We start from the raw sequence: 20,837 nt of genomic DNA on the forward strand, positions 1-20,837 counted from the left end.
ATGACGTTCAGAAGAGTGTAGAACCTTTGGAAGAGAGAAGGTTCTGCACTCTTTTTTTGCGGTACACAACCCGTAAGTTGGACACAAAAAAAGCCGGGAGACATTTCTCCTGGCCTTTTTTCAGAGTAGCGGGAGTAGGATTTGAACCTACGACCTTCGGGTTATGAGCCCGACGAGCTTCCAGACTGCTCCATCCCGCGTTATATATTTAAGTATATTCAGTATAGTTCCTTTTTATACTAATGTCAAGAAAATAAATCGAAGGCAAAAAGCCTTACTTCCCATGTCCTTTGGACGACGTTTCCCGGGGTGTCCAAAAGCTCTGCCGCCACTTTTCAAAAAAACCATTCAGTTTCCCCCGCAACTATGGTACAATAAAACAAAAACCAACCAACACACCAACAGCAGAAAGGCAGGAGAACAGATGGCGGGAAAATGTATCCTATGCGGTGGAAAATTAAGAAACGGAATCTGCACAGAATGTGGTATGGACAACAATAAATCGGATGCCGCATACCGTTCCCAGGTGAATCGCAGCCAGTGCGAGGATGCCCCCCTAACGCATGTGCACGGGGAGGAGAGCACAGAACTTTACAGGAAGCCGGCTCTGAACCATCCCCGTCAGCAGCAGTACAGCCCTTCGGGCCAGGGCGGGAACGCAGCGAAAAAAAATCAGGGAGCCGGAAAAGCTCCGGGAAAATATACTTTGAACGGCGGAAACACCAAAAACACAGTGGATTTCAACCGTTTACGTGATATATCAAAAAGACCGGGAAGTTCCGGCATGTATTCGCCGGGCAGAGGAGGGGGCAGCAACAAAGCGGGGATCACTGTGGTTGTGGTGGCAGTCCTGGCAGGCATGATCCTGGTGTCCATTGGCTATGCCAACAAGTCAGAGACCACTGTGACAACAGAAAAGATCATTAACGAACCGGATTACCAGGAACCGTTTGATTACCAGCAGCCCTACGATTATCCGGAATACACCTTTGATCCCTACCAGTACACTACAAAAGAACTGGCGCCGGAAGGGGAGAACTGGGACACAGAACTGTCTGCGGGGGCGTATATGGTGGGATATGACATCCCGGAGGGCCGGTACGTTGCAGAGGGCGGCGAAGGCATGCGTCTGGAAGTGGCTGATATGGACAGTAATGTGTGGTTCAGCGAATATTTCGGTGAGGATGAGAACCAGGTACAGCAGTTAGATGACGTGAGACTGTTTACCGGTGCCATTGTCATGGTAAACGGCGGCGGAAATATACATATCACATCCGAAAACGCACAGACAGAAGCCGTTGTGACACCTTCCGCAAACCCACTGACAGAGGAGATCACACTGACGGACACCATGGTGGCAGGGGAAGATTTCCCGGAAGGGACCTACGATATTGTCATAGCTGCGGATGATTTTGGAATCGTGACCTATGAACTTCCAAAGGAACAGGGGCAGGAGTATGGACTGAACTTCAGTTTTCTGATGGATTCCAGTCCAAGCGGAGAGTATCCGGATTATACAAGAGAATATAAAAATGCGGTACTGCCCAAAGGCACCACAGTGACAGCGGATGAGCTGACCATAAAACTGGTCCCCAGCTCCAGGATCATTTCTGAGGACTACAATGCGTTTTACGATAACTACAGTTGATAGGAGACACCCATGAGCAGGAAGAATAAAAAGAAGACAACATTCGGAGGCATACTGCGGAATATCATTCTCATTGCAGCTATCTGTGTATTCCTTTTTTCCGCGTACCAGCTTGTTAATATTTATCTGGAGTACAAAAAAGGAACCGATGAATACGACAAGATAAGGGAATATGTAAAAGAACCCGAAGCCGGGAAAGAGGACAAAAAGGACGAACCCAAAGCCAAGGAGGAGGAGGAGAAGAAGGAGGAGCTGATAGGCCCCCAGATCGACTTTGCCGGCCTCAAAGAGATCAATCCTGACATTGTGGGATGGATCCAGATGGAAGCCCTTGATGTGAGCTATCCTATCGTGAAGGGGACGGACAATGACCATTACCTCCATTATACTTTTGAGGGACAGCAGAATGCCGCAGGCGCCATTTTTATGGAACACACCAACAACAGCAATTTTGAAGACTGCAACACCATCATTTACGGGCATAATATGAAAAACGGTTCCATGTTCGGCACCTTCAGGACACTTCACGAGCCGGAAAACCTGACCAGTCCGTATCTGTGGATCTGTCTGCCGGATAAGAGCTACCGCTACGAGATATTTACGGTGCACACAACATCCGCCACGGGCGATACCTACACGCTTTTCAGCGCCCCGGATGACCAGTTCGCGCAGTATCTGAAGAAAATGCGGGATGCCTCAGAATTTGAGGTGGGCACTGAGCCCACCAAGGACGATAAGATCGTAACACTCTCAACCTGCACCGGAAATGATGCAACCAGATTTGTGATACAGGCCAGACGCCTGCCGGAGGTATATAAATAATGGAAGGGACGAAGAAGCTTCAGCAGATTATTTCAGAGAGCAGCAATATTGTATTTTTCGGAGGGGCCGGGGTCTCCACAGAGAGCGGTATCCCTGATTTCAGAAGTGTGGACGGCCTTTATCACCAGCAGTGGGAGTATCCGCCGGAGACCATTTTAAGCCATACCTTTTTCATGAGGAAACCGGAAGAATTTTATCGTTTTTATAAAGCCAAAATGCTCTGTGATACGGCGAAGCCAAATGCCGCGCACTTAAAACTGGCAGAGCTTGAAAAAGCAGGAAAGTTAAAAGCTGTCATTACCCAGAATATTGACAATCTTCATCAGATGGCCGGCAGCAGAAACGTGCTGGAGCTGCACGGAAGTGTATACCGCAACTACTGCATGAAATGCTGCACATCCTACGATTTTGCCTATATGAAGGCAGCAAAAGGCGTGCCGAAATGTGAAAAATGCGGCGGCATCATCAAGCCGGATGTGGTTCTCTATGAGGAGAGCCTGGACAACGGGACGATCACCAGAGCCGTGCAGGCCATCGCCGAGGCAGAGGTCCTGATCATCGGGGGAACTTCCCTGGCTGTCTATCCGGCAGCGTCCCTGATCGATTATTTCACCGGGAAGCACCTGGTAGTCATCAACCGGGATGCCACGCCCAGGGACCGGATGGCAGACCTTGTGATCAATGCGCCCATCGGGCAGGTATTCTCACAGATCCACGTGGAATAAAACAGAAAAGGCAGACAGAAAGGAAACCGGACATGGGTTACAGTTATGAAGTTGGAGATATTGTAAAACTGAAGAAACAGCACCCCTGCGGCAGCCAGGAATGGGAAATCCTCCGGGTAGGTGCTGATTTTCGACTGAAATGCACAGGATGTGGTCACCAGATCATGCTGGCGAGGAGAATTGTGGAGAAAAATACCAAAGATTTGAAAAAAAAGGCTTGAATATCCAGGAATGATGTGTTAAAATAAATCCTTGTGATATATTATTTATCCTTGTTCTCTGCATATCAGAGGGCCAGAAGACCATAAGGAGGTAAAAACAGCATGAACAAATATGAATTAGCATTAGTCGTTAATGCGAAGATCGAAGATGAAGCTCGTGCAGCAGTTGTGGAAAAAGCGAAAGGCTACATTACCCGTTACAACGGAGTTATTTCCGAAGTAGAAGAGTGGGGCAAAAAAAGATTAGCTTACGAAATCCAGAAAATGCGCGAAGGATATTACTACTTCATCCAGTTTGAAGCTGATGCAGCTTGCCCTGCAGAAGTAGAACGCCACATTCGCATCATGGACAATGTATTAAGATATTTAGTTGTTAGAAAAGACGCTTAATTCTTTCTGATGGCACAAAACGCGGATCCATTTAGAATTATGAAAGTAGATTTCTGATTCCCGATACTATGTGCAAGGTAAGAAATGATGAGGTAGAGATATGAACAAAGTAATTTTAATGGGTCGTTTAACCAGAGATCCTGAGGTGAGATACTCCGCAGGAGAAAACTCTATGGCAATTGCCAGATATACAATAGCCGTTGACCGCCGTTTCAAGAGAGACGGAGAAGCTACCGCAGACTTTATCGGATGTGTGGCTTTTGGAAGACAGGCTGAATTTGCAGAAAAATACTTCCGTCAGGGTATCAAGATCGCCATCAGCGGCAGGATCCAGACAGGCAGCTATGTGAACAAAGACGGCGTAAAAGTCTACACCACAGATGTTGTGGTTGAGGACCAGGAGTTCGCCGAGAGCAAAGCAGTCAGCGACAGCCATGTGGGACAGGCTGGCGGACAGGGAATGCAGGGCATGGGAATGCCTTCACCGACACCTGGTGCAGCATCCTCTGCAGACGGATTCATGAACATTCCGGACGGAATTGACGAAGAGTTACCGTTCAACTGATAAAGGACGGAATTTGATTAGGAGGTAAAAAATCATGGCTTACGAAAAAGGTAACAGACCGGATTCTCCGATGAAGAGAAGAGGCGGACGCAGAAGAAAAAAAGTTTGCGTGTTCTGTGGAAAAGAAAATAACGAAATCAACTACAAAGATGCAAATAAATTAAAAAGATATGTCTCTGAGAGAGGAAAAATCCTTCCGAGAAGAATCACAGGAAACTGTGCAAAACATCAGAGAGCTTTAACTGTAGAGATTAAGAGAGCAAGACATCTGGCAATTATGCCTTATGTTCAGGACTAATCTGCATACAGAAGCATTGTAGATAGGGCGCCGCTGCGTTGTGCAGCGGCGCTTTTTATATTTCTGAAGAAGTCCGGCAGACGCGGAAAGCACTCTTTTGGTTTCATCACACCAAAAAACGTGTTATAATGGGCACATCGGATGCGTTCGGTTATACAAAGGAAAGTGAGGCAGGTACATGAATTACAAAATTTTAATTGCTGAGGACGAACAGGACATTGCGGAGCTTTTAAAACTATATTTTGAAAATGAAGGCTACTGCGTCTTTTGGGCCGGCAATGGAGTGGAGGCGCTGAAGATTCTGGAGAGGGAGGATATCAGTCTGGCAGTGCTTGATATTATGATGCCCCGGATGGACGGATATGAGCTCACCCGGCGTATCCGGGAAACCAGCAATATCCCCATTCTGATTCTCTCCGCCAGGGATAAGAGCAATGATAAGATCCTTGGCCTGAATCTGGGAGCTGACGATTACATGGCGAAGCCTTTTGACCCGCTTGAGATTGTGGCAAGGGTGAATTCCAACCTCCGCCGTTTTTACCAGTTAAATACAGAGAAACCGAAACGGGAGGAATCCTATATTCTGAAGGTGGGGGATCTGAGCCTGGATACACAGACGCTTGTCCTGAAGAAAAAGGGCGAGGAGGTTCTGCTCACACCAATGGAGTACAAGATTCTGGCCCTGCTTATGAAAAAGCCGGGCACTATCTATACAAAGGTGCAGATTTACGAGAGCACCAGCGGGGAGTATTTTGAGAGTGATGACAACACGATCATGGTCCATATTTCCAATCTCAGGGATAAAATAGAAGATAACCCGAAAAATCCACGCTACATAAAAACCATAAGAGGAGTGGGTTACAAGATTGAAGACAGATAAGAGAAAAACAGGAAGCTTTCTGGCTCTTCTTATACAGAATTATGTGGGATTTACGCTGACCATACTCTGCATTCTGGCATTGATTTCCACTGTCATCAACAAAGGTTTTGAAAGGCGGCTGGACCTGCCCAGCACCAGTGTCCTGGAAGAAAATGAGGGGCTTTTAGAGGCAGGCAGTTATGATAAATTTCCTTATAAAAAGGTGCTTGGCAAAAGAGGAGACTTTGCAGTTCTGGATGAGGACTGTAAGGTGGTGTATAAGAGCAGTGACGAGATGGAGACGTCCTTCACTGCTGCGGAGCTGTACTGTATACCGGAAATGACACTCTGGGAGTTTACGGAGACGACAACCTTTACGAATCAGGAGGGAAAGAAACAGATCCTGGTGAAACGGTACGGGCAAATTCCCAGTCAGGATGGCGAAATGTATGAGGAGACAGAGAGTTTCATGATCCTGGATGAAAATTATAAGGTGCTGACCAATACCATGGACTTTCCTGCAAAGCGTCTCGGGGAGAGGGAACTGCAGTATATGACAGATTCGGTCTCAAAAAAATACGGATACCAGAAACATGTGTTTACCGGGGAGGACGGCAGAAAGTACACGGCAGTCTTCAAATATAAGAAGATAGATGACCCCAGTTACCGCCAAATTGTCTCTGCCCTGGAACGGCTCTGGCTGCTGACAATCCCGCTGTATATTATCGTTGTGGCCGTTTTTGTGCTCAAACTGAACCGGAAGGTAAAGGTGCCGCTTACTTCTCTGAGCCGCACCATCACCCAGTACCAGCAGGGGGAGAAGCCCAGCAATGAGTACAGAGGGCCAAATGAGTTCGTGGAGATAGGTGATGATTTTGTCAGACTTGCCAACCGGCTCAACGAGAGTGAGGAGAGGCGTCTGAAGGCAGACAGGGATAAGCAGAAGATGCTGGCTGACATTTCCCATGATTTAAAGACTCCTATCACGGTGATCCAGGGATATGCCAGGGCTATCTGTGACGGTATGATACCTGAGGAGCGGCGGGAACAGTATCTCAGGACCATTTATCTGAAATCCTCAGCTCTCAATGAACTGATCAACACCTTTTATGAGTACAGCAAACTGGAGCATCCTGATTTCAGCCCTACACTGAAAAGGGAAAATATCTGTGAGTTTGCCAGGGAATATTTGGCAGCCAAATACAATGAGATTGCCCTGGCCGGATTCGACCTGGAGGTGGACATTCCGGAGGAGCCTCTCTTTTGTGACATTGACGCACAGCAGTTCAGGCGCGTGTTTGAAAATATCATTGCCAATGCGCTGCGGCACAATCAGGAGGGAACCATACTGCGCTTTAAGATCGCGGCTGAGGGAAACAGCATCAAGATCACCATTTCGGACAACGGAAAGGGAATCCCTCCGGAGATCGCGGATGTTATCTTTGAACCCTTCACTGTGGGGGATGAGTCCCGCAACAGCAAGCAGGGAACCGGTCTGGGGCTTGCCATTGCCAAAAAGATCGTGAAATCCCATAAGGGATATATCAGCCTTTCCAAAAAACCGGAAAAGGGAATGTCCACAGAGTTTATCATATGGATGAAAATGGGAGAAACGCTGTCTGAGACATGACGGCGTTTTTCTGCTTTTGATCCCGGCATAAAGGTTCGTCATTTTGCACGAAAATGGGAACTGCAATTTAAAGTTGTGCATCACCGTATTTGATGGTATAATATTAAAGTACATTTTCATCCGGCAACGCATAATGAAGACTGGACAAAGTAGAGAAATTGGCAGGTAAGAGGATATGAATGGGAAAATTAAGATTAAAGGTCAGTTGAAGCTGTACATGCAGTGGCCGGTAATTCTGGCAGTCCTTCTGATTCTCATGGATATTTGTGTGTTCCGCATCAACAGGCGTGCTGGTGCTATTGCCAGCGGATTTTTGGCTGTTTATTTGCTGATAGTTATTTTCTTATACCATCACAGCCGTGCCATCATCATGAATGAGCTGATTTCTTTTGCGACCCAGTACGGGCAGGTGCAGAGAAGCCTGCTGAAGGAATTTATCGTTCCTTACGCGCTGCTGGACAGCAAGGGAAAGCTGATGTGGATGAATGATGCATTTTCCGCCTTGTGTGAAAAACCGCGGAAATATAGAAAATCAATAACCACCCTGTTTCCGGAGATCACTGTGGACACGCTGCCGAAGGAGGATGCTTCTGAGGTTGTATTCCAGTTCAGTGAGAGGGATTATCGTGCGTCCATGCGCAGGATTTCCATCCAGAAGCTTTTGGAGGATTCAGGTCTGGTGGAGGCAGAGGAAGAGAATTTCCTCACAGCGCTGTATCTCTTTGACGAGACAGAGATTAACCGCTACATCCGCAGGACAGAGGACGAGAAGCTGGTTACAGGGCTTTTGTATCTGGACAATTACGACGAGGCACTCAACAGTGTGGAGGAAGTGCGCCGTTCACTTTTGGTTGCTTTGATAGAAAGAAAGCTGAACAAGTATTTCAGCGAGGTAGACTGTCTTGTGAAGAAGCTGGAAAAAGACAAGTTTATACTTGTGATGCGCCAGCGCTCTCTGGAGGAACTGAAGAAGAAACGTTTCAATATTCTGGAAGACGTAAAAACCGTCAACATCGGAAACGACATGGCAGTGACCATCAGTATCGGTATCGGTATCAATGCGCCCAGCTATGCCCAGAATTATGAGTACTCCAGAATCGCCATTGACCTTGCCCTTGGCCGCGGCGGTGACCAGGTGGTGATCAAGGACAAAGAGAGCATGACATATTTTGGCGGGAAATCCCAGCAGATGGGCAAGAATACCCGTGTGAAGGCACGTGTGAAGGCACATGCCCTGAAAGAATTTATGGTTGCCAAGGATAAAGTGGTGGTCATGGGACATAAGATTTCCGATGTGGACTCTATCGGTGCCGGTATCGGTATCTACAGGGCAGCAAAATCCCTGAATAAGAAGGCCCATATTGTTGTAAATAATCCAACCATGTCTGTGCGCCCTATCATTGAGAATTTTATGAACAATCCGGATTATGATGAGCATATGTTTGTGGACAGCGCGGAGGCAAAGGATATTGTGGACAACAATACCGTTGTGGTCGTGGTGGATACCAATAAGCCAAGCTACACGGAGTGTGAGGAGCTTCTTTCTAAGACAAAGACCATTGTGGTGCTGGATCATCACCGCCAGGGTGCGGAAGTGATCTCCAATGCAGTGCTCTCTTATATAGAGCCTTTTGCTTCCTCAGCTTGTGAGATGGTGGCAGAGATCCTGCAGTATTTCTCTGATGATATCAGGATTTACAATATAGAGGCTGATGCCCTTTACTCCGGCATCATCATTGACACTAACAATTTTACAGCCAAGACGGGTGTGAGAACATTTGAAGCTGCTGCTTTTCTGCGCCGGTGTGGTGCGGATGTAACCCGCGTGCGTAAAATGTTCCGGGACGATGTGGCGTCCTACCGGGCGAAAGCTGAGGCAATCCGTCATGTGGAGACTTATCGGAATTATTTCGCCATTGCAGTCTGCCCCAGTGAGGGTCTGGACAGCCCTACCATTGTGGCGTCTCAGGCAGCCAATGAGCTTCTGAATATCAGCAGTGTGCGGGCATCCTTTGTGCTCACAGACTATAATCACACCATTTATTTCAGCGCCCGGGCCATTGATGAGGTGAATGTGCAGCTTATCATGGAACGTCTGGGAGGAGGCGGCCACATCAATATGGCGGGAGCACAGCTCAAGGATGAGACGATGGAAATCGCTGTCATCAAACTGAAAGAGACCATTGACCAGATGATCAAGGAAGGAGATATAGAGATATGAAAGTAATTTTAATGGAAGACGTAAAATCCCTGGGTAAAAAGGGTGACATTGTAAATGTAAGCGACGGATATGCCAGAAACATGCTGTTTCCAAAGAAACTTGGCCTGGAGGCTACATCCAAAAACATCAATGATTTAAAGCTCCAGAAAGCTCACGAGGATAAGGTAGCACAGGAGCTGCTTGATGCAGCCCAGGCTTTCAAGGCAGAGCTGGAGACAAAAGAAGTGACCGTATCCATCAAGGTGGGAGAAAACGGCCGTACATTTGGTTCTGTCTCCTCAAAAGAGCTGGCTGAAGCAGCAAAAGACCAGCTGGGATATGATATTGACAAAAAGAAAATGCAGCTTTCCTCCCCGATCAAAGAACTGGGGACCACAAAGGTGCCGATTCGTCTGCATCCGAAAGTGACAGCAGAGCTGAAAGTCATTGTGAAGGAAGCATAACGCTTCCGGGGGAAAGGAGCCATAGCTGTCATGGAAGAAGCACTCATAAAGAGAATCCTGCCCCACAGCATTGAGGCGGAGCAGTCGGTTATCGGTTCCATGATCATGAACAAAGATGCCATCGTGACCGCATCGGAGATTATTACAGGTGATGATTTTTATCAGCAGCAGTATGGCATTGTCTTTGAAGCCATGGTGGGGCTTTACAATGAGAACAAGCCTGTGGATCTGGTGACACTGCAGAACAGGCTGAAAGAGCTGGATGTGCCGCCTGAGATCTCCAGCATGGAGTTTGTGGGAGAGCTGGTGGCAGCAGTGCCTACCTCTGTCAATGTAAAGTATTACGCGGAGATCGTGTCTGAAAAGGCAATGCTGCGCAAACTGATCAAGACCACAGAGGAGATTGCCAACACCTGTTATCTTGGCAATGAGCGGACGCAGGATATTCTTGAGATTACGGAAAAGAAGATTTTTGACCTGGTACAGAGAAAAAGCAGTGATGAATTTGTACCGATAAAGGATGTGGTCCTGAATGCCATTGAGAAGATTGAGAAGGCATCCAGGACAAAAGGAAGTGTTACCGGTATCCCCACAGGCTTTATAGACCTGGATTACAAGATGTCCGGTTTCCAGCCGTCTGACCTGATTCTGGTAGCTGCAAGGCCGTCCATGGGTAAAACGGCATTCGTACTGAATATTGCCCAGTATATGGCGTTTAAGAGTGGTGTCACCACAGCGATCTTCAGTCTGGAGATGTCAAAGGAGCAGCTGGTAAACCGTCTGCTGTCTTTGGAGTCAAAGGTGGATTCCCAGAGTATCCGTACAGGTAATCTGGAGGATGAGGACTGGGCAAAGCTGATCGAGGGCGCCAATATCATCGGGTCATCCAATATGATCATTGACGATACGCCGGGTATCTCCATTTCAGAACTGCGGTCAAAGTGCAGGAAGTATAAGCTGGAGCAGAATCTGGGCGTTATCTTTATTGACTACCTGCAGCTTATGTCAGGAAGCGGCAGAAGCGAATCGCGCCAGCAGGAGATTTCCGATATTTCCAGGTCTCTGAAAGCACTGGCAAGGGAACTGAGCGTGCCGGTAGTGGCGCTGTCCCAGTTGAGCCGTGCCGTGGAACAGAGGCCGGATCACAGGCCCATGCTTTCTGACCTGCGAGAGTCAGGGGCAATTGAGCAGGATGCCGATGTTGTTATGTTTATTTACAGAGATGATTATTATAATAAGGACTCTGAGAATAAGAATATTGCGGAGATTATTATTGCGAAACAGAGGAATGGTCCGATCGGGACGGTGAATCTGGTTTGGCTGCCTAATTATACGAAGTTTGTGAATATGAAAAAATAAAAAAAGAGGTTCTGCGGCGGGGGTGCTGTGGGGCCTTTTTTGTTGGGAGCGCACCCCCAATCCGCCTCTGCCCCTCCCGGCACGCTTCTCATTTCCCTGGTGTTCACACGGCCGCAGGGGAGTGGAGGAGGAAAGTGTGACGTTTGGAAGAGAGTCGCAGATGTGGAAGGGATAGGGAAAAGAGTGGGCAGGGGGTTGACAGTGAGGAAGAGGAGTGATATATTTGTCTTATTAAGAGATAAATATATCACTTTTGGAGGATGAGAGTATGAAGAGGGATTGGAAAGGGATTGGGTTGATTGGGGTTATTTTGGCGGAGTTTTTAGCGGTGGGGTTTGATGTGATCTTTAATGGGAGCAGGATCGTGAAACCGATAGATATGGAGACTTATGTGTTCAGGGGGACGGATTTGCCTTTGATAGCGGCTACGGCGGGGCTTGTCTGTTATGTGTTTTATCTGGTGATCCGGGCAGTAGTAGTGAACTTCAGGAAGGGAGAAACGGCGGCTAAGGGAGTGACCAGGAAGCTGAATCCTAAGTTTGGGTGGTTTGGATTTTTTGGATTTGTGGGATTTATGGGGATTCCGGTTTATATGGTGCAGGGGCAGGTCTGGCCGTTTTTCTTTTTTGTATTTTTCGGGTTTTTTGGATTTTTCTATGAGGCGAAGATGAGCTGTACTTTGATGGATGAAAGATTTAAGGAGGAACAGGCAAGGGCACAGCTGGTCTCTTACAGAACAGGCTTTGGGCTTCTGTGGGTGGTGGCCTGGTTTATGGGAATTACAGGAGGACATATAGATATACGTTATGTGGCTCTTATCTTTACCGTTGCCTCGTCCCTGATCATTGCGCTGGTACTTTTTTTAAACAGCTATCTTCTGTACAAATATGATACGGAGGAAGCAGAGTGATATGGGGGTAGATGGATTTACATGCAACCTGAAAAAATACCGCCAGCTAAAAGATATGACCCAGGAACAACTGGCCAATGCTGTAGGCGTCCGCCGCGAAACCATTATGCGCCTGGAAAAAGCCCAGTATAATCCTTCACTGAAACTGGCAATTGATATTTCAAGGGTTGTGGAGGCTCCCATAGAAGAAATCTTTATTTTTGATGAGTAGACAAAAATGCAGCCATCACTTTCCGAATGGCTGCATTTTTATTACGCTTTCTGTCGGTTCCGAATCTCCCTCTCTGCGAGGAAGAGCGAAAGTGGATACATCCTGTCCTGGTGCCGAATGGAAGGCCGGGAGATGAATCGGAAGAACTATTCCCTTTTCGGCGTGTGCCCGGTGAGACAGTCTGGCACGTATCCCCATGAGCACGCTCGAAATGTAAAAAAGTTTTCCAGGTCATGGAACATCCGCTGCTATTCAAAAATATCATGAAAGGCAATTTCCTGCGCTTTCCTGAACACCCTAAAAAGCCTGTCTTATCAATTGATTTTTTCTAAATGGTTTTCACTTATATAAACCAAGAAGATCATTTACAAATATTTCATCATTGGTAAATTGAATTTTATTATTGTTTAAAAATCCATCCAATGATTGGATCGTTTTTTCAACAACAGAAATTTTCCATCTTTTGCTTAAATCTTTTTTAAAACTAATATAAATTTCATTTTTTAACGGTTCATATACGATTGAACTCAGAGTATTATCCTGACTGGTTTTGCTTAAAATTTCAAAGGCTTCATCTATTCCAAAGCTGTCCATATGATCGGAAATATATTCATAAGCACAAATATATCTGTCAGCACCTATACCACATACTTTATCATAATTTACATCCTCAAAATTTCCATTCGGAAAATTAGTCATAATAATAAAATCATTATGAATGGGACTTATTATATTTCTATCCTTTCCCTCTTCCAGAATAAATGCACCACCGGTTTTATCGGCAATCATAGTATGCAGTCCTAAATCCGGAAATAATGGATTCCTGGGATACGAGATCACTCTTTTATCAGGAAGTTCAAAAAATTCAGAGGATTTTCCTGTTTTCCTTAAGGCCTCGTCAAAAATCTCAAAAGCAAACCAATCGTTTTCGTCACAACTTGCTCTAAAACCCGGACCATATTCTACTGCCTGAGTACAGACAAAAAGCCCCTCACTATTAAAACCGGCGATATCCCTGTATCTGTTATCTAATAAAGCTGAAAAGTAAAATAAGTTCTTATCATTATAACTTTTGACTTTCAATCTTAAGTCAATATCATCAGTGTCGAAATTCATACCATAAATAGCTTTTTCCTGATGATATACTGCAAAACTTGTACACATTTTGAAGCCTCCTTTTAATATAATCTGTTTAGAGTATTGAAAGAATCATCTGGATATTTTATCATTGGCTTCACCACTTTTTTACACTTCTGTTCATATGATACCACAGACATCCTGACGGTTCAATCCACAACATTTTTGTCTGTATAACCCCTGTCCCCTATATTATCAAAAATATAAAGTAAAGAACTCTTTACATTTTGGCGGAATATGTTATAATACAAATGTAAAGAACTTTTGACATTTAAAGGAGGTATAGATCATGAAAAAAATGGATGAGATGGACAGGAATATCAGGCTGCGTTCTGAAGAATTAGGGTTTAAAGCTGCGGTTTTTGTTCTGGCAGTCTGGGTATTGATTGAATGCTGGCGTAATTTTTCCGGTGATGGCATATCGAATCCGATTCCCATGCTGGTGCTGGCAGCAGTTTTATGTGTTCAGGGATTTTCAGAGATGCAGATGAAAAGAAAAATGATTTCCGGTGATGAAGAGTACAGAGAACCAAACAAACTTTTATGGAGCATAATCTCAGCCATTGCCATAATAGCCATTATAATAACCATTGGTTTCTATCTATTATAATTCCGCAGAAAAGCAGGAGTCCAAATGAAAAACAACATCAAACAACTCAGAAAACAAGCCGGCCTCCGCCAGGAAGACATGGCCAATCAACTGGGTGTCACCCGCCAGACCATCATAGCCATAGAAAACGACAAATACAACCCCACCCTGGAACTGGCCATGAAAATAGCTCGTCTTCTAAACAAAAATGTAGAGGATATCTTCTTTCTGGATTAAAGATATCCTCTGTAAAAACAATCATATCCTCTTCCCCAACATCTCCGGATTAGAAGCATGCCCCAATGCCTCATGCCTGCTGATCCTTCCCTCCTTCACCAGCTTCTGCAGACTCGCATCCATAGAAACCATATCCCCCCAGCCGAAGAATAAATAATCCCATCAATCTGATGCACCTTATTTTCCCGAATCATATTCTTAATAGCCGGCGTAGTCTTCATGATCTCAAAGGCAGGAGTCAGCCCCTCATTTACATCAGGCACAAGCTGCTGCGACACCACAGCCCGCAGCACAGAAGACAACTGCACAGCAATCTGCCTTTGCTGGTTCGGCGGAAAGACATCAATAATGCGGTCTATGGTATTAGCCGCACCCAGCGTATGCAGAGTAGACAACACCAGATGTCCCGTCTCAGCCGCTGTCATAGCTACTGCCATCGTCTCATAATCCCTCATCTCGCCCAGGAGGATCACATCAGGACTCTGCCGAAGAGAAGCCCTGAGCGCCATAATATAACTCTCCGTATCCGTATTGATCTCACGCTGGCTCACAATACTCTTCTTATGGCTGTGCAGAAACTCCAGAGGGTCCTCCAGTGTGATAATATGCTTTTCCTGCGTTCTGTTAATGGCGTCTATGATACAGGCCAGCGTAGTGGATTTCCCGCTTCCCGCCGGACCTGTCACAAGTACAAGGCCCTTATTTGTATTTCCGAGTTCAATGATAGAATCAGGAATCCCCAGATCCGATGGATTGGGGAGCTGGAAAGTGATGACACGGATGACAGCGGCCATGGACCCCCTTTGCTTGTAAGTGCTCACCCGATAACGGGAAAGCCCTCTGACGGCAAAGGAAAAGTCATCATCCCCTGTCTCCAGAAAACGGTTGATATCCCGGTTGTCTGCAAGCTGGTAAATTTCACGTATCATGGATTCTGACTGGGCAGGCATGATCTTGTCCGTATCCATGGTGACCAGTGAGCCGTTCTTTTTGTAGGAGAGCGGCAGACCTGCAACGATAAAGAGGTCTGACGCACCGGTATTGGTGGTTTCTGTTAAAAATGTAAGTGCATCCATTGCGGTTTCCTTTCTGTATCGGTTCAGCTTGTCTGAACGGTTGCTTCTTTCCTGCGTTATGTGTCGCTTCCGTAGACGGGCAGCGTCTCCTCGGGCTGCCATGTCTCAGTATTTATAAGCTTCCAGCTTTTGATCTGATAATAACTGTCCCCTGTCTTTAAGTCTTTGGGGAGAAGAAGGGCCACATGCAGTGCCTGCTTTTCTCCTGCGGGGACCTGATATTCCATGACCCGCTCTGAAGAAAAGAGGATTCCCTCTGTGTTTTCCAGCGCGGATTTTACGTGCTGCAGATATTCCTCTGTATTTCCATAGAGCGTATACTGCTCCTCCAGACACTGGTCAATGGTCAGGAGAATGTCATTTGCCTTGTTTTCCGCTTCGTAGTAATCCCTGGTGTGCTCCGCGTTTTTCTGGCTCAGACGGTAATCAGAGCGGGCGCTGACCAGAGAGAGTACGGCAAAGGTTATCATGCAGAGCAGGACAAAGATCAGCAGGATTGAGGATGTGCCGACACCCAGTATGGGTTTTCTGCTTTTTTCCAATTGGCGGACTCCTTTCTATTCAGACAACCCTGCTTTGCGGGCTATCGGGACTTTTGTGGTGAGCCGGTAGAGGCTGCCACCCTCAGAATCAGTAAAATCTATCTGGGCGGTCCTGCAGCTGCCGGAAACGGTCTGTTCTATATTGAGATAGTATACAGCCTCCTTTTGGGAGCAGGATTCCCCGTCTCTGTCATAGCAGAAGAAAATGATTCCATCCTTTTTAAGTGCCTCAGGAAGAAGTTCTTTCACTGCCTCGTAGGAGCCGTCCGTGTGGGCCAGTACCTCAGCGGCACTGGAGGCATAGCCGGAGCCAAGAGTCAGTTCTCTTGCCGACTGGCTCATAAAATGCGCTTTTACAAAGACCTGGATACACACAGCGCTGGCCAGGGAAAAGAATAATATTGCAAGTATCAGTTCGATCAAAAACAGACTGGACCGTGTATTTTGCCGTTCTCTCACTGGAATCTCCTTTCTGACAGATTACTCACTTTGTACGTGGATCAGCAGGGACAGAGAATGTTTTTTGCTGTCCGCGGCTGTAAAACGGAAGAAGCCCCGGGATGTCTCCTGGATCGTAAAATCCGTAACCTCCAGTATGGACTCCCCCTGGGATTTCTTTGGTGTATTTTCTTTTTGGGTAAAAAGTTCTTTTATATATCCCTCATCTTCATAAATATAGGTGGCGTATTCTTTATCCTCTATGGTCTCTAAAAGGATCAGGGCATCCCTGTCCTCTATTTTTCCCATGGAAACGCTGCCGGACACATCGTGCTGGCGTATTTTTTCCGCCATGTAGGAGAGGGAAGTGCGGGTCGTATAGTTGGCATCCATATCTTCCGCCGTGGACTTATACACATGGGCGCCTATGAGCACCACAGCCAGGGCCGAAGCGGTGAAGACGCAAAGAAGGCCAAGGGTGAACAGGACATCTATAAAATGGTTCTGATGCTGTCTGGGATTCATGGCGTCACCTCCCCGCCCTTTAGTGGTATGACATCAACATCCGGCATCAGATTGGAGCCTACCACTTCGTAGGTGACCAGATATTTGTCGTGGTCATAGGTTATGCCGTAATGGTCCTCCAGATAGGCAAGACTTGCCGGATAGCTGCCCTCCACGGCATAACAGTGTACGGCACTTTTGATGACAGCCTGCTTCAGGCTCCGTTCCTCCTCCTTCTGTGTGGCAGAGGACACAGAGGACATGCCGTAAAACAGAAAGCACATAAGGCACAGGAACACAAGCGCGGGCAGAAGCAGTCTGTGAAGGGGACGGCGCTTTTCAATTTGAAATCGGTTCATATGACAGCCCCCTTTATCCGATGCTGGACATGATTCCCATGAGCGGCAGCATGACAGACAAAAGGATCATGCCCACCACCACTGACAGGACTGCGACCAGGGTTGGTTCCAGTTTTGATACAATACCGGTGATCCGTTCATTTACTTCCTCATCGTACTGTACTGCGATCTGCCGCATCACATCATCCATGGCGCCGGTGCGGAACCCGATATTGATCATGTGCGCATAAAGCCCGGAGAAAATATTTGCCTGTGAGAGTGCTTCGGAGAAGCCTGTGCCCTCAGCGATAAGGTCCCGGGCGGTTTTTATCTTTTCCTGCATGACAGGATGGTCGGTCAGACGTGATACCATCTCAAGACTCTGGTCTGTGTCCAGACCGCTGCTCAGGGCCAGGGACATGCCGCTTGCAAAGCGAGCAGCAGCTATTTTCTCCGAAAGACCTTTCGTCAGGAAAAAACGTCCGGCAAGATTTTTCAGGGATTCCCGCCCTTTCTCTGTGCAGGAAAAGTAAAAAAACAGGACAATGATAAAAACAGCAATCACAATAAACACCAGGGCATACCGGTTCAGGACCTGTCCGAAACCCATCACGCTTCTGGAAATACCGGTGAGACCTGTTCCGAGCTGTTCAAACACCTGTTCAAATATAGGCATGACCTTTGTGATCAGTACCAGCACCACAGCCAGCATCATGACGATCATGACCAGAGGGTAAGTGACAGCGCTTTTGATATTTTTGGATATGGCATCCTCCCGCTCATAATGCGCTGCCAGAGCTGACATGACATCATCGAGGCGGCCTGCCTGCTCCCCAATCTCCACCATATCGCACAGATATTTGGGGAAAACACCGGCTTCCTCCAGAGAGGTCCAGAGGCAGCCTGTCTGCTCGATCTGTTCCAGGACTGTTTTGAGAATCTGCTGCCCTTCCTCCTGGGGGGCATCCTCCAGCATAATGGAAAGCCCCTCCGTGGAGGAGATGCCGGAGCGGAGAATGAGAGCCATCTGGCTGCAGAAGGTTGAGAGTTCCTTGTTGGATAAAACTTTCATGCTGCTCCTTTCTAACGGGTATACCGTACGGTATAATTGCTTCCGTCACCAATGTATTTTAAAATCTTTTTGCTGTTTTTATTGCTGGAGGCAAAGGTGGGATCCATGCGTTTCCAGCTTTTGCCGTCAAATTCAATGATATTGTCGATCCACCCAACATCCTTGATATACACGCTGATCCACGCGTGGTATACCTTTCCGGAATATCCGATCTCCAGCTTCGCGGGGATATCCTGGGAGCGGAGCATGGCAGCCATCAGGGAGGCATAGTCAAAGCAGATGCCTTTGCAGGAAGTAAGCGTCTCGTCCAGATCCGGCAGATATCCGGTGGGGACGGTTTTGGCCTTCTCCTCATCATAGGATATGGTTTCTGTCACATAGTAATAAATGTCAGCCACAGCATCCAGATCTGAGGTGGCTGTCTTTACCTGTTCCTGCGCTGTCTTCACCGCCTTGCTTTCAGGGGTAAAATCCACATACTGGTTCGGGTACAGATAGGGAATAAAGTCGCTCTCCAGCTTTACATCAATGGTTTCACTGTAGAGCGTTGCGTATTTGTCGCCGGTTATATTTTCATATGTGCTTATGGTGTATGAGCCGTCCCCGGATGTAAGGGGCATGGTCACATAGGGACCGGAGGTTATGAAATACTTGTAATTTATGCCGTCAGGCCCGTCAATCTGTATATTGGCCTTATCCGCATCACCTGTATACTGAGCCATAATATAGCCCTGGTCTGTGTGGGAGACGTCGACGATCAGGGGCTCTGCTCCCAGTACGGCGGTTCCTGAGGCCTCGGGCATATGGACATTTGGCGTATTGGGACGTACCGTTTCTTTTTTCTCTGCTTGGGAAGTGCTGGATTTTTTTGTGGAGCCGGACGATGCGCTGGCGGAAGAACAGGAGGCCAGAATCAGTACGGGACACAGAACAGCTAAAATACCGCATAGCAGATGGAATATACGGTTGTGAGTCATACTGGACCCTCCTCGTGTTTGCTGCTTCTTACGTTCTGAATAATTGTTTTTATCATATCATTTTTTGCCTCATAAAGCAATAAGAGGGAAAACTTATAGAATTTGATATTGTAATATGTCAGTAAATTCGATAAAATAGAAATAGTTATGCATACCGGGAACCTTTTAGCCTATTGCTGAAAGGAGATATGCTGTAATGAATAAAAAGTTATGGATCGGACTGCTTCTGCTGTCCGTGCTGTCTGTTTCATCCTGCCAGAGACAGGAGGAAACCCTTTTGCTGTCGGAAGATAAGACAAAGCAGGAGGAAAGTGTACAGGAACCTGAAAAAAAGGAAGATTCGGGGAAAGAACCGGATGTCCCGGAGGAGGACGCCGCCCCGCAGCAGATCTGCGTCTTCCTGTGCGGTGCCGTAAACCAGCCGGGTGTGTATTATCTGAAGGAAGGGGCGCGGCTCTATGAAGGGATTGCGGCTGCGGGAGGATTTTCAGAGGATGCGGATGAGGACTGGTGGAATCAGGCGGCTGTTCTGCCTGACGGAAGCCGGATCCAGATCTATACCAGGGAAGAGACAGAGGTTTTTCGGGAAGCCGGACAGAACCCGGGAAGTGCCGGGGAGGATACGGCTTTGGCATCAGGAAACGGTGCGGAGCCAAAAGCGGATGAAGCAGCAGGGGAACCGGGCCGGGTAAATATCAACACAGCATCCCAGGAGGAACTGCAGACAGTTCCCGGCATTGGGGAGGTAAAGGCAAAAGCAATCCTTTCCTACCGGGAAGAACACGGGGAGTTTTCATCTGCGGAGGATATAAAGCAGGTGCCCGGCATCAAAGGCAAGACATACGAAAAAATAAAAAACTATATTTCTTACTGAGATATAGTCCTGTATAACGGGTAAACTTAAGGATGAGGAGATAATTAAATGAGTAAAAGAGTTTTGGTTGTTGATGATGAGAAATTGATCGTAAAGGGAATCCGTTTCAGCCTGGAGCAGGATAATATGGAAGTGGACTGCGCGTACGATGGGGAGGAAGCGCTGGAGAAGGCCAGGGAGAACAGCTATGATATGATCCTTCTGGATATTATGCTTCCAAAAATGACGGGACTGGAGGTCTGCCAGCAGATCCGTGAATTTTCCCAGGTACCCATCATTATGCTGACTGCAAAAGGTGAGGATATGGACAAGATTCTGGGGCTTGAATACGGTGCGGATGACTATATCACCAAGCCGTTTAATATTTTAGAGGTAAAGGCCCGCATCAAGGCAATTATGCGCCGGACCAAGAAGGATGATAAGCAGGCGGAGCGTTCCGGCTCCATCACAGTGGGAGATCTGCGTCTGGACTGCGAGAGCCGCAGAGTCTTTATAAATGATAAGGAAGTCAACCTGACAGCAAAAGAGTTTGACGTCCTGGAACTTCTGGTTAAGAACCCCAACAAGGTTTACAGCAGGGAGAATCTGCTGAATCTGGTATGGGGATATGAATATCCGGGAGATGTGCGTACCGTTGACGTACATATCCGGCGTCTGCGAGAGAAGATCGAGGAGACTCCCAGCGAGCCAAAGTATGTACATACCAAATGGGGTGTGGGATACTATTTTCAGGTATAAGGAAAAAGGGAGT

General features: G+C 47.0%; 25 protein-coding genes, 1 tRNA gene and 1 pseudogene. 18 read left to right on the forward strand and 9 right to left on the reverse strand.

Annotation, left to right across the window (positions count from 1 at the left end):
* Positions 1–126: 126 nt before the first annotated feature.
* Positions 127–200 (reverse strand) — tRNA-Met (locus tag LC508_RS26470).
* Between the two features lie 224 nt (positions 201–424).
* Between LC508_RS26470 and LC508_RS26475 the strand changes: the two genes are divergently transcribed.
* The 14 genes from LC508_RS26475 to LC508_RS26540 all read left to right on the forward strand — a co-directional run bounded on the left by LC508_RS26475 (position 425) and on the right by LC508_RS26540 (position 12,302).
* Positions 425–1,648: a hypothetical protein gene (locus tag LC508_RS26475; RefSeq protein WP_103732798.1), complete on the forward strand. Its 1,224-nt coding sequence runs from the start codon at positions 425–427 to the stop codon at positions 1,646–1,648.
* A gap of 12 nt (positions 1,649–1,660) precedes the next feature.
* The gene (gene srtB, locus LC508_RS26480; protein ID WP_033140223.1) at positions 1,661–2,470 is read left to right on the forward strand and encodes a class B sortase; all 810 of its coding nucleotides are present in this window, start codon (positions 1,661–1,663) and stop codon (positions 2,468–2,470) included.
* A complete protein-coding gene (locus LC508_RS26485) occupies positions 2,470–3,195 on the forward strand; it encodes an NAD-dependent protein deacylase (RefSeq protein ID WP_033140222.1) in 726 nt (241 codons plus the stop codon). Before srtB ends, LC508_RS26485 begins: the two co-directional genes overlap by 1 nt.
* Positions 3,196–3,227: 32 nt before the next feature.
* Positions 3,228–3,416, forward strand: a complete 189-nt coding sequence (locus LC508_RS26490; RefSeq protein WP_033140221.1) for a DUF951 domain-containing protein — start codon at positions 3,228–3,230, stop codon at positions 3,414–3,416.
* Between the two features lie 102 nt (positions 3,417–3,518).
* Positions 3,519–3,806, forward strand: a complete 288-nt coding sequence (gene rpsF, locus LC508_RS26495; protein ID WP_033140220.1) for a 30S ribosomal protein S6 — start codon at positions 3,519–3,521, stop codon at positions 3,804–3,806.
* A 100-nt stretch (positions 3,807–3,906) separates the two neighbouring features.
* Complete coding sequence (locus LC508_RS26500) at positions 3,907–4,371, forward strand: single-stranded DNA-binding protein (protein WP_033140219.1); 465 nt, start codon at positions 3,907–3,909, stop codon at positions 4,369–4,371.
* A gap of 34 nt (positions 4,372–4,405) precedes the next feature.
* Positions 4,406–4,669, forward strand: coding sequence for a 30S ribosomal protein S18 (gene rpsR / locus LC508_RS26505; RefSeq protein ID WP_033140218.1), 264 nt, complete (start codon positions 4,406–4,408; stop codon positions 4,667–4,669).
* A gap of 178 nt (positions 4,670–4,847) precedes the next feature.
* The gene (locus tag LC508_RS26510) at positions 4,848–5,549 is read left to right on the forward strand and encodes a response regulator transcription factor (protein ID WP_103731753.1); all 702 of its coding nucleotides are present in this window, start codon (positions 4,848–4,850) and stop codon (positions 5,547–5,549) included.
* On the forward strand, positions 5,536–7,158 hold the full coding sequence (locus LC508_RS26515; RefSeq protein ID WP_103731754.1) for a sensor histidine kinase: 1,623 nt from the start codon (positions 5,536–5,538) through the stop codon (positions 7,156–7,158). Before LC508_RS26510 ends, LC508_RS26515 begins: the two co-directional genes overlap by 14 nt.
* A gap of 175 nt (positions 7,159–7,333) precedes the next feature.
* Positions 7,334–9,379: a DHH family phosphoesterase gene (locus tag LC508_RS26520; RefSeq protein ID WP_033140215.1), complete on the forward strand. Its 2,046-nt coding sequence runs from the start codon at positions 7,334–7,336 to the stop codon at positions 9,377–9,379.
* Entirely contained in the window at positions 9,376–9,822 is a 447-nt protein-coding gene (gene rplI, locus LC508_RS26525) for a 50S ribosomal protein L9 (protein ID WP_033140214.1), read from the forward strand. The genes LC508_RS26520 and rplI overlap by 4 nt, the downstream gene beginning before the upstream one ends.
* A gap of 30 nt (positions 9,823–9,852) precedes the next feature.
* A complete protein-coding gene (gene dnaB / locus LC508_RS26530) occupies positions 9,853–11,181 on the forward strand; it encodes a replicative DNA helicase (protein ID WP_033140213.1) in 1,329 nt (442 codons plus the stop codon).
* A gap of 268 nt (positions 11,182–11,449) precedes the next feature.
* Positions 11,450–12,091 carry a DUF3796 domain-containing protein gene (locus LC508_RS26535; protein ID WP_033140212.1) on the forward strand — a complete coding sequence of 214 codons (642 nt, stop codon included), beginning with the start codon at positions 11,450–11,452 and terminating at the stop codon, positions 12,089–12,091.
* 1 nt (position 12,092) lies between these two features.
* Complete coding sequence (locus LC508_RS26540) at positions 12,093–12,302, forward strand: helix-turn-helix transcriptional regulator (protein ID WP_103731755.1); 210 nt, start codon at positions 12,093–12,095, stop codon at positions 12,300–12,302.
* A 339-nt stretch (positions 12,303–12,641) separates the two neighbouring features.
* On the opposite strand, the gene LC508_RS26545 is transcribed toward LC508_RS26540, so the two are convergent.
* Positions 12,642–13,466: a C45 family peptidase gene (locus LC508_RS26545; protein WP_054352231.1), complete on the reverse strand. Its 825-nt coding sequence runs from the start codon at positions 13,464–13,466 to the stop codon at positions 12,642–12,644.
* A gap of 262 nt (positions 13,467–13,728) precedes the next feature.
* Between LC508_RS26545 and LC508_RS26550 the strand changes: the two genes are divergently transcribed.
* Positions 13,729–14,049, forward strand: coding sequence for a hypothetical protein (locus LC508_RS26550; RefSeq protein WP_033140209.1), 321 nt, complete (start codon positions 13,729–13,731; stop codon positions 14,047–14,049).
* Positions 14,050–14,073: 24 nt separating this feature from the next.
* Positions 14,074–14,265: a helix-turn-helix transcriptional regulator gene (locus tag LC508_RS26555; RefSeq protein WP_018598522.1), complete on the forward strand. Its 192-nt coding sequence runs from the start codon at positions 14,074–14,076 to the stop codon at positions 14,263–14,265.
* A gap of 21 nt (positions 14,266–14,286) precedes the next feature.
* Here LC508_RS26555 and LC508_RS26560 read toward each other — a convergent pair.
* The 7 genes and pseudogenes from LC508_RS26560 to LC508_RS26590 form a co-directional block, all read right to left on the reverse strand.
* A pseudogene (locus LC508_RS26560) lies at positions 14,287–15,341 on the reverse strand (type IV pilus twitching motility protein PilT).
* 56 nt (positions 15,342–15,397) lie between these two features.
* On the reverse strand, positions 15,398–15,883 hold the full coding sequence (locus tag LC508_RS26565) for a hypothetical protein (RefSeq protein WP_054352233.1): 486 nt from the start codon (positions 15,881–15,883) through the stop codon (positions 15,398–15,400).
* A gap of 15 nt (positions 15,884–15,898) precedes the next feature.
* Positions 15,899–16,342 carry a hypothetical protein gene (locus tag LC508_RS26570; protein ID WP_103731757.1) on the reverse strand — a complete coding sequence of 148 codons (444 nt, stop codon included), beginning with the start codon at positions 16,340–16,342 and terminating at the stop codon, positions 15,899–15,901.
* A gap of 21 nt (positions 16,343–16,363) precedes the next feature.
* Positions 16,364–16,846, reverse strand: a complete 483-nt coding sequence (locus LC508_RS26575) for a DUF4860 domain-containing protein (RefSeq protein WP_103731758.1) — start codon at positions 16,844–16,846, stop codon at positions 16,364–16,366.
* Complete coding sequence (locus tag LC508_RS26580) at positions 16,843–17,184, reverse strand: hypothetical protein (protein ID WP_052099169.1); 342 nt, start codon at positions 17,182–17,184, stop codon at positions 16,843–16,845. The genes LC508_RS26575 and LC508_RS26580 overlap by 4 nt, the downstream gene beginning before the upstream one ends.
* Before the next feature lie 13 nt (positions 17,185–17,197).
* On the reverse strand, positions 17,198–18,235 hold the full coding sequence (locus LC508_RS26585) for a type II secretion system F family protein (RefSeq protein WP_103731759.1): 1,038 nt from the start codon (positions 18,233–18,235) through the stop codon (positions 17,198–17,200).
* 11 nt (positions 18,236–18,246) lie between these two features.
* On the reverse strand, positions 18,247–19,212 hold the full coding sequence (locus LC508_RS26590; protein ID WP_033140204.1) for a transglutaminase-like domain-containing protein: 966 nt from the start codon (positions 19,210–19,212) through the stop codon (positions 18,247–18,249).
* Positions 19,213–19,408: 196 nt separating this feature from the next.
* Here LC508_RS26590 and LC508_RS26595 point away from each other — a divergent pair, with 196 nt between their 5' ends.
* Both LC508_RS26595 and LC508_RS26600 read left to right on the forward strand, forming a co-directional pair.
* Positions 19,409–20,086, forward strand: coding sequence for a ComEA family DNA-binding protein (locus tag LC508_RS26595; protein WP_054352237.1), 678 nt, complete (start codon positions 19,409–19,411; stop codon positions 20,084–20,086).
* 48 nt (positions 20,087–20,134) lie between these two features.
* Entirely contained in the window at positions 20,135–20,824 is a 690-nt protein-coding gene (locus LC508_RS26600) for a response regulator transcription factor (protein ID WP_033140202.1), read from the forward strand.
* Positions 20,825–20,837 lie beyond the last annotated feature (13 nt).

The organism is Blautia parvula (genome assembly GCF_020215665.1).
GTDB classification, from domain to species: Bacteria; Bacillota; Clostridia; order Lachnospirales; family Lachnospiraceae; genus Blautia; species Blautia celeris.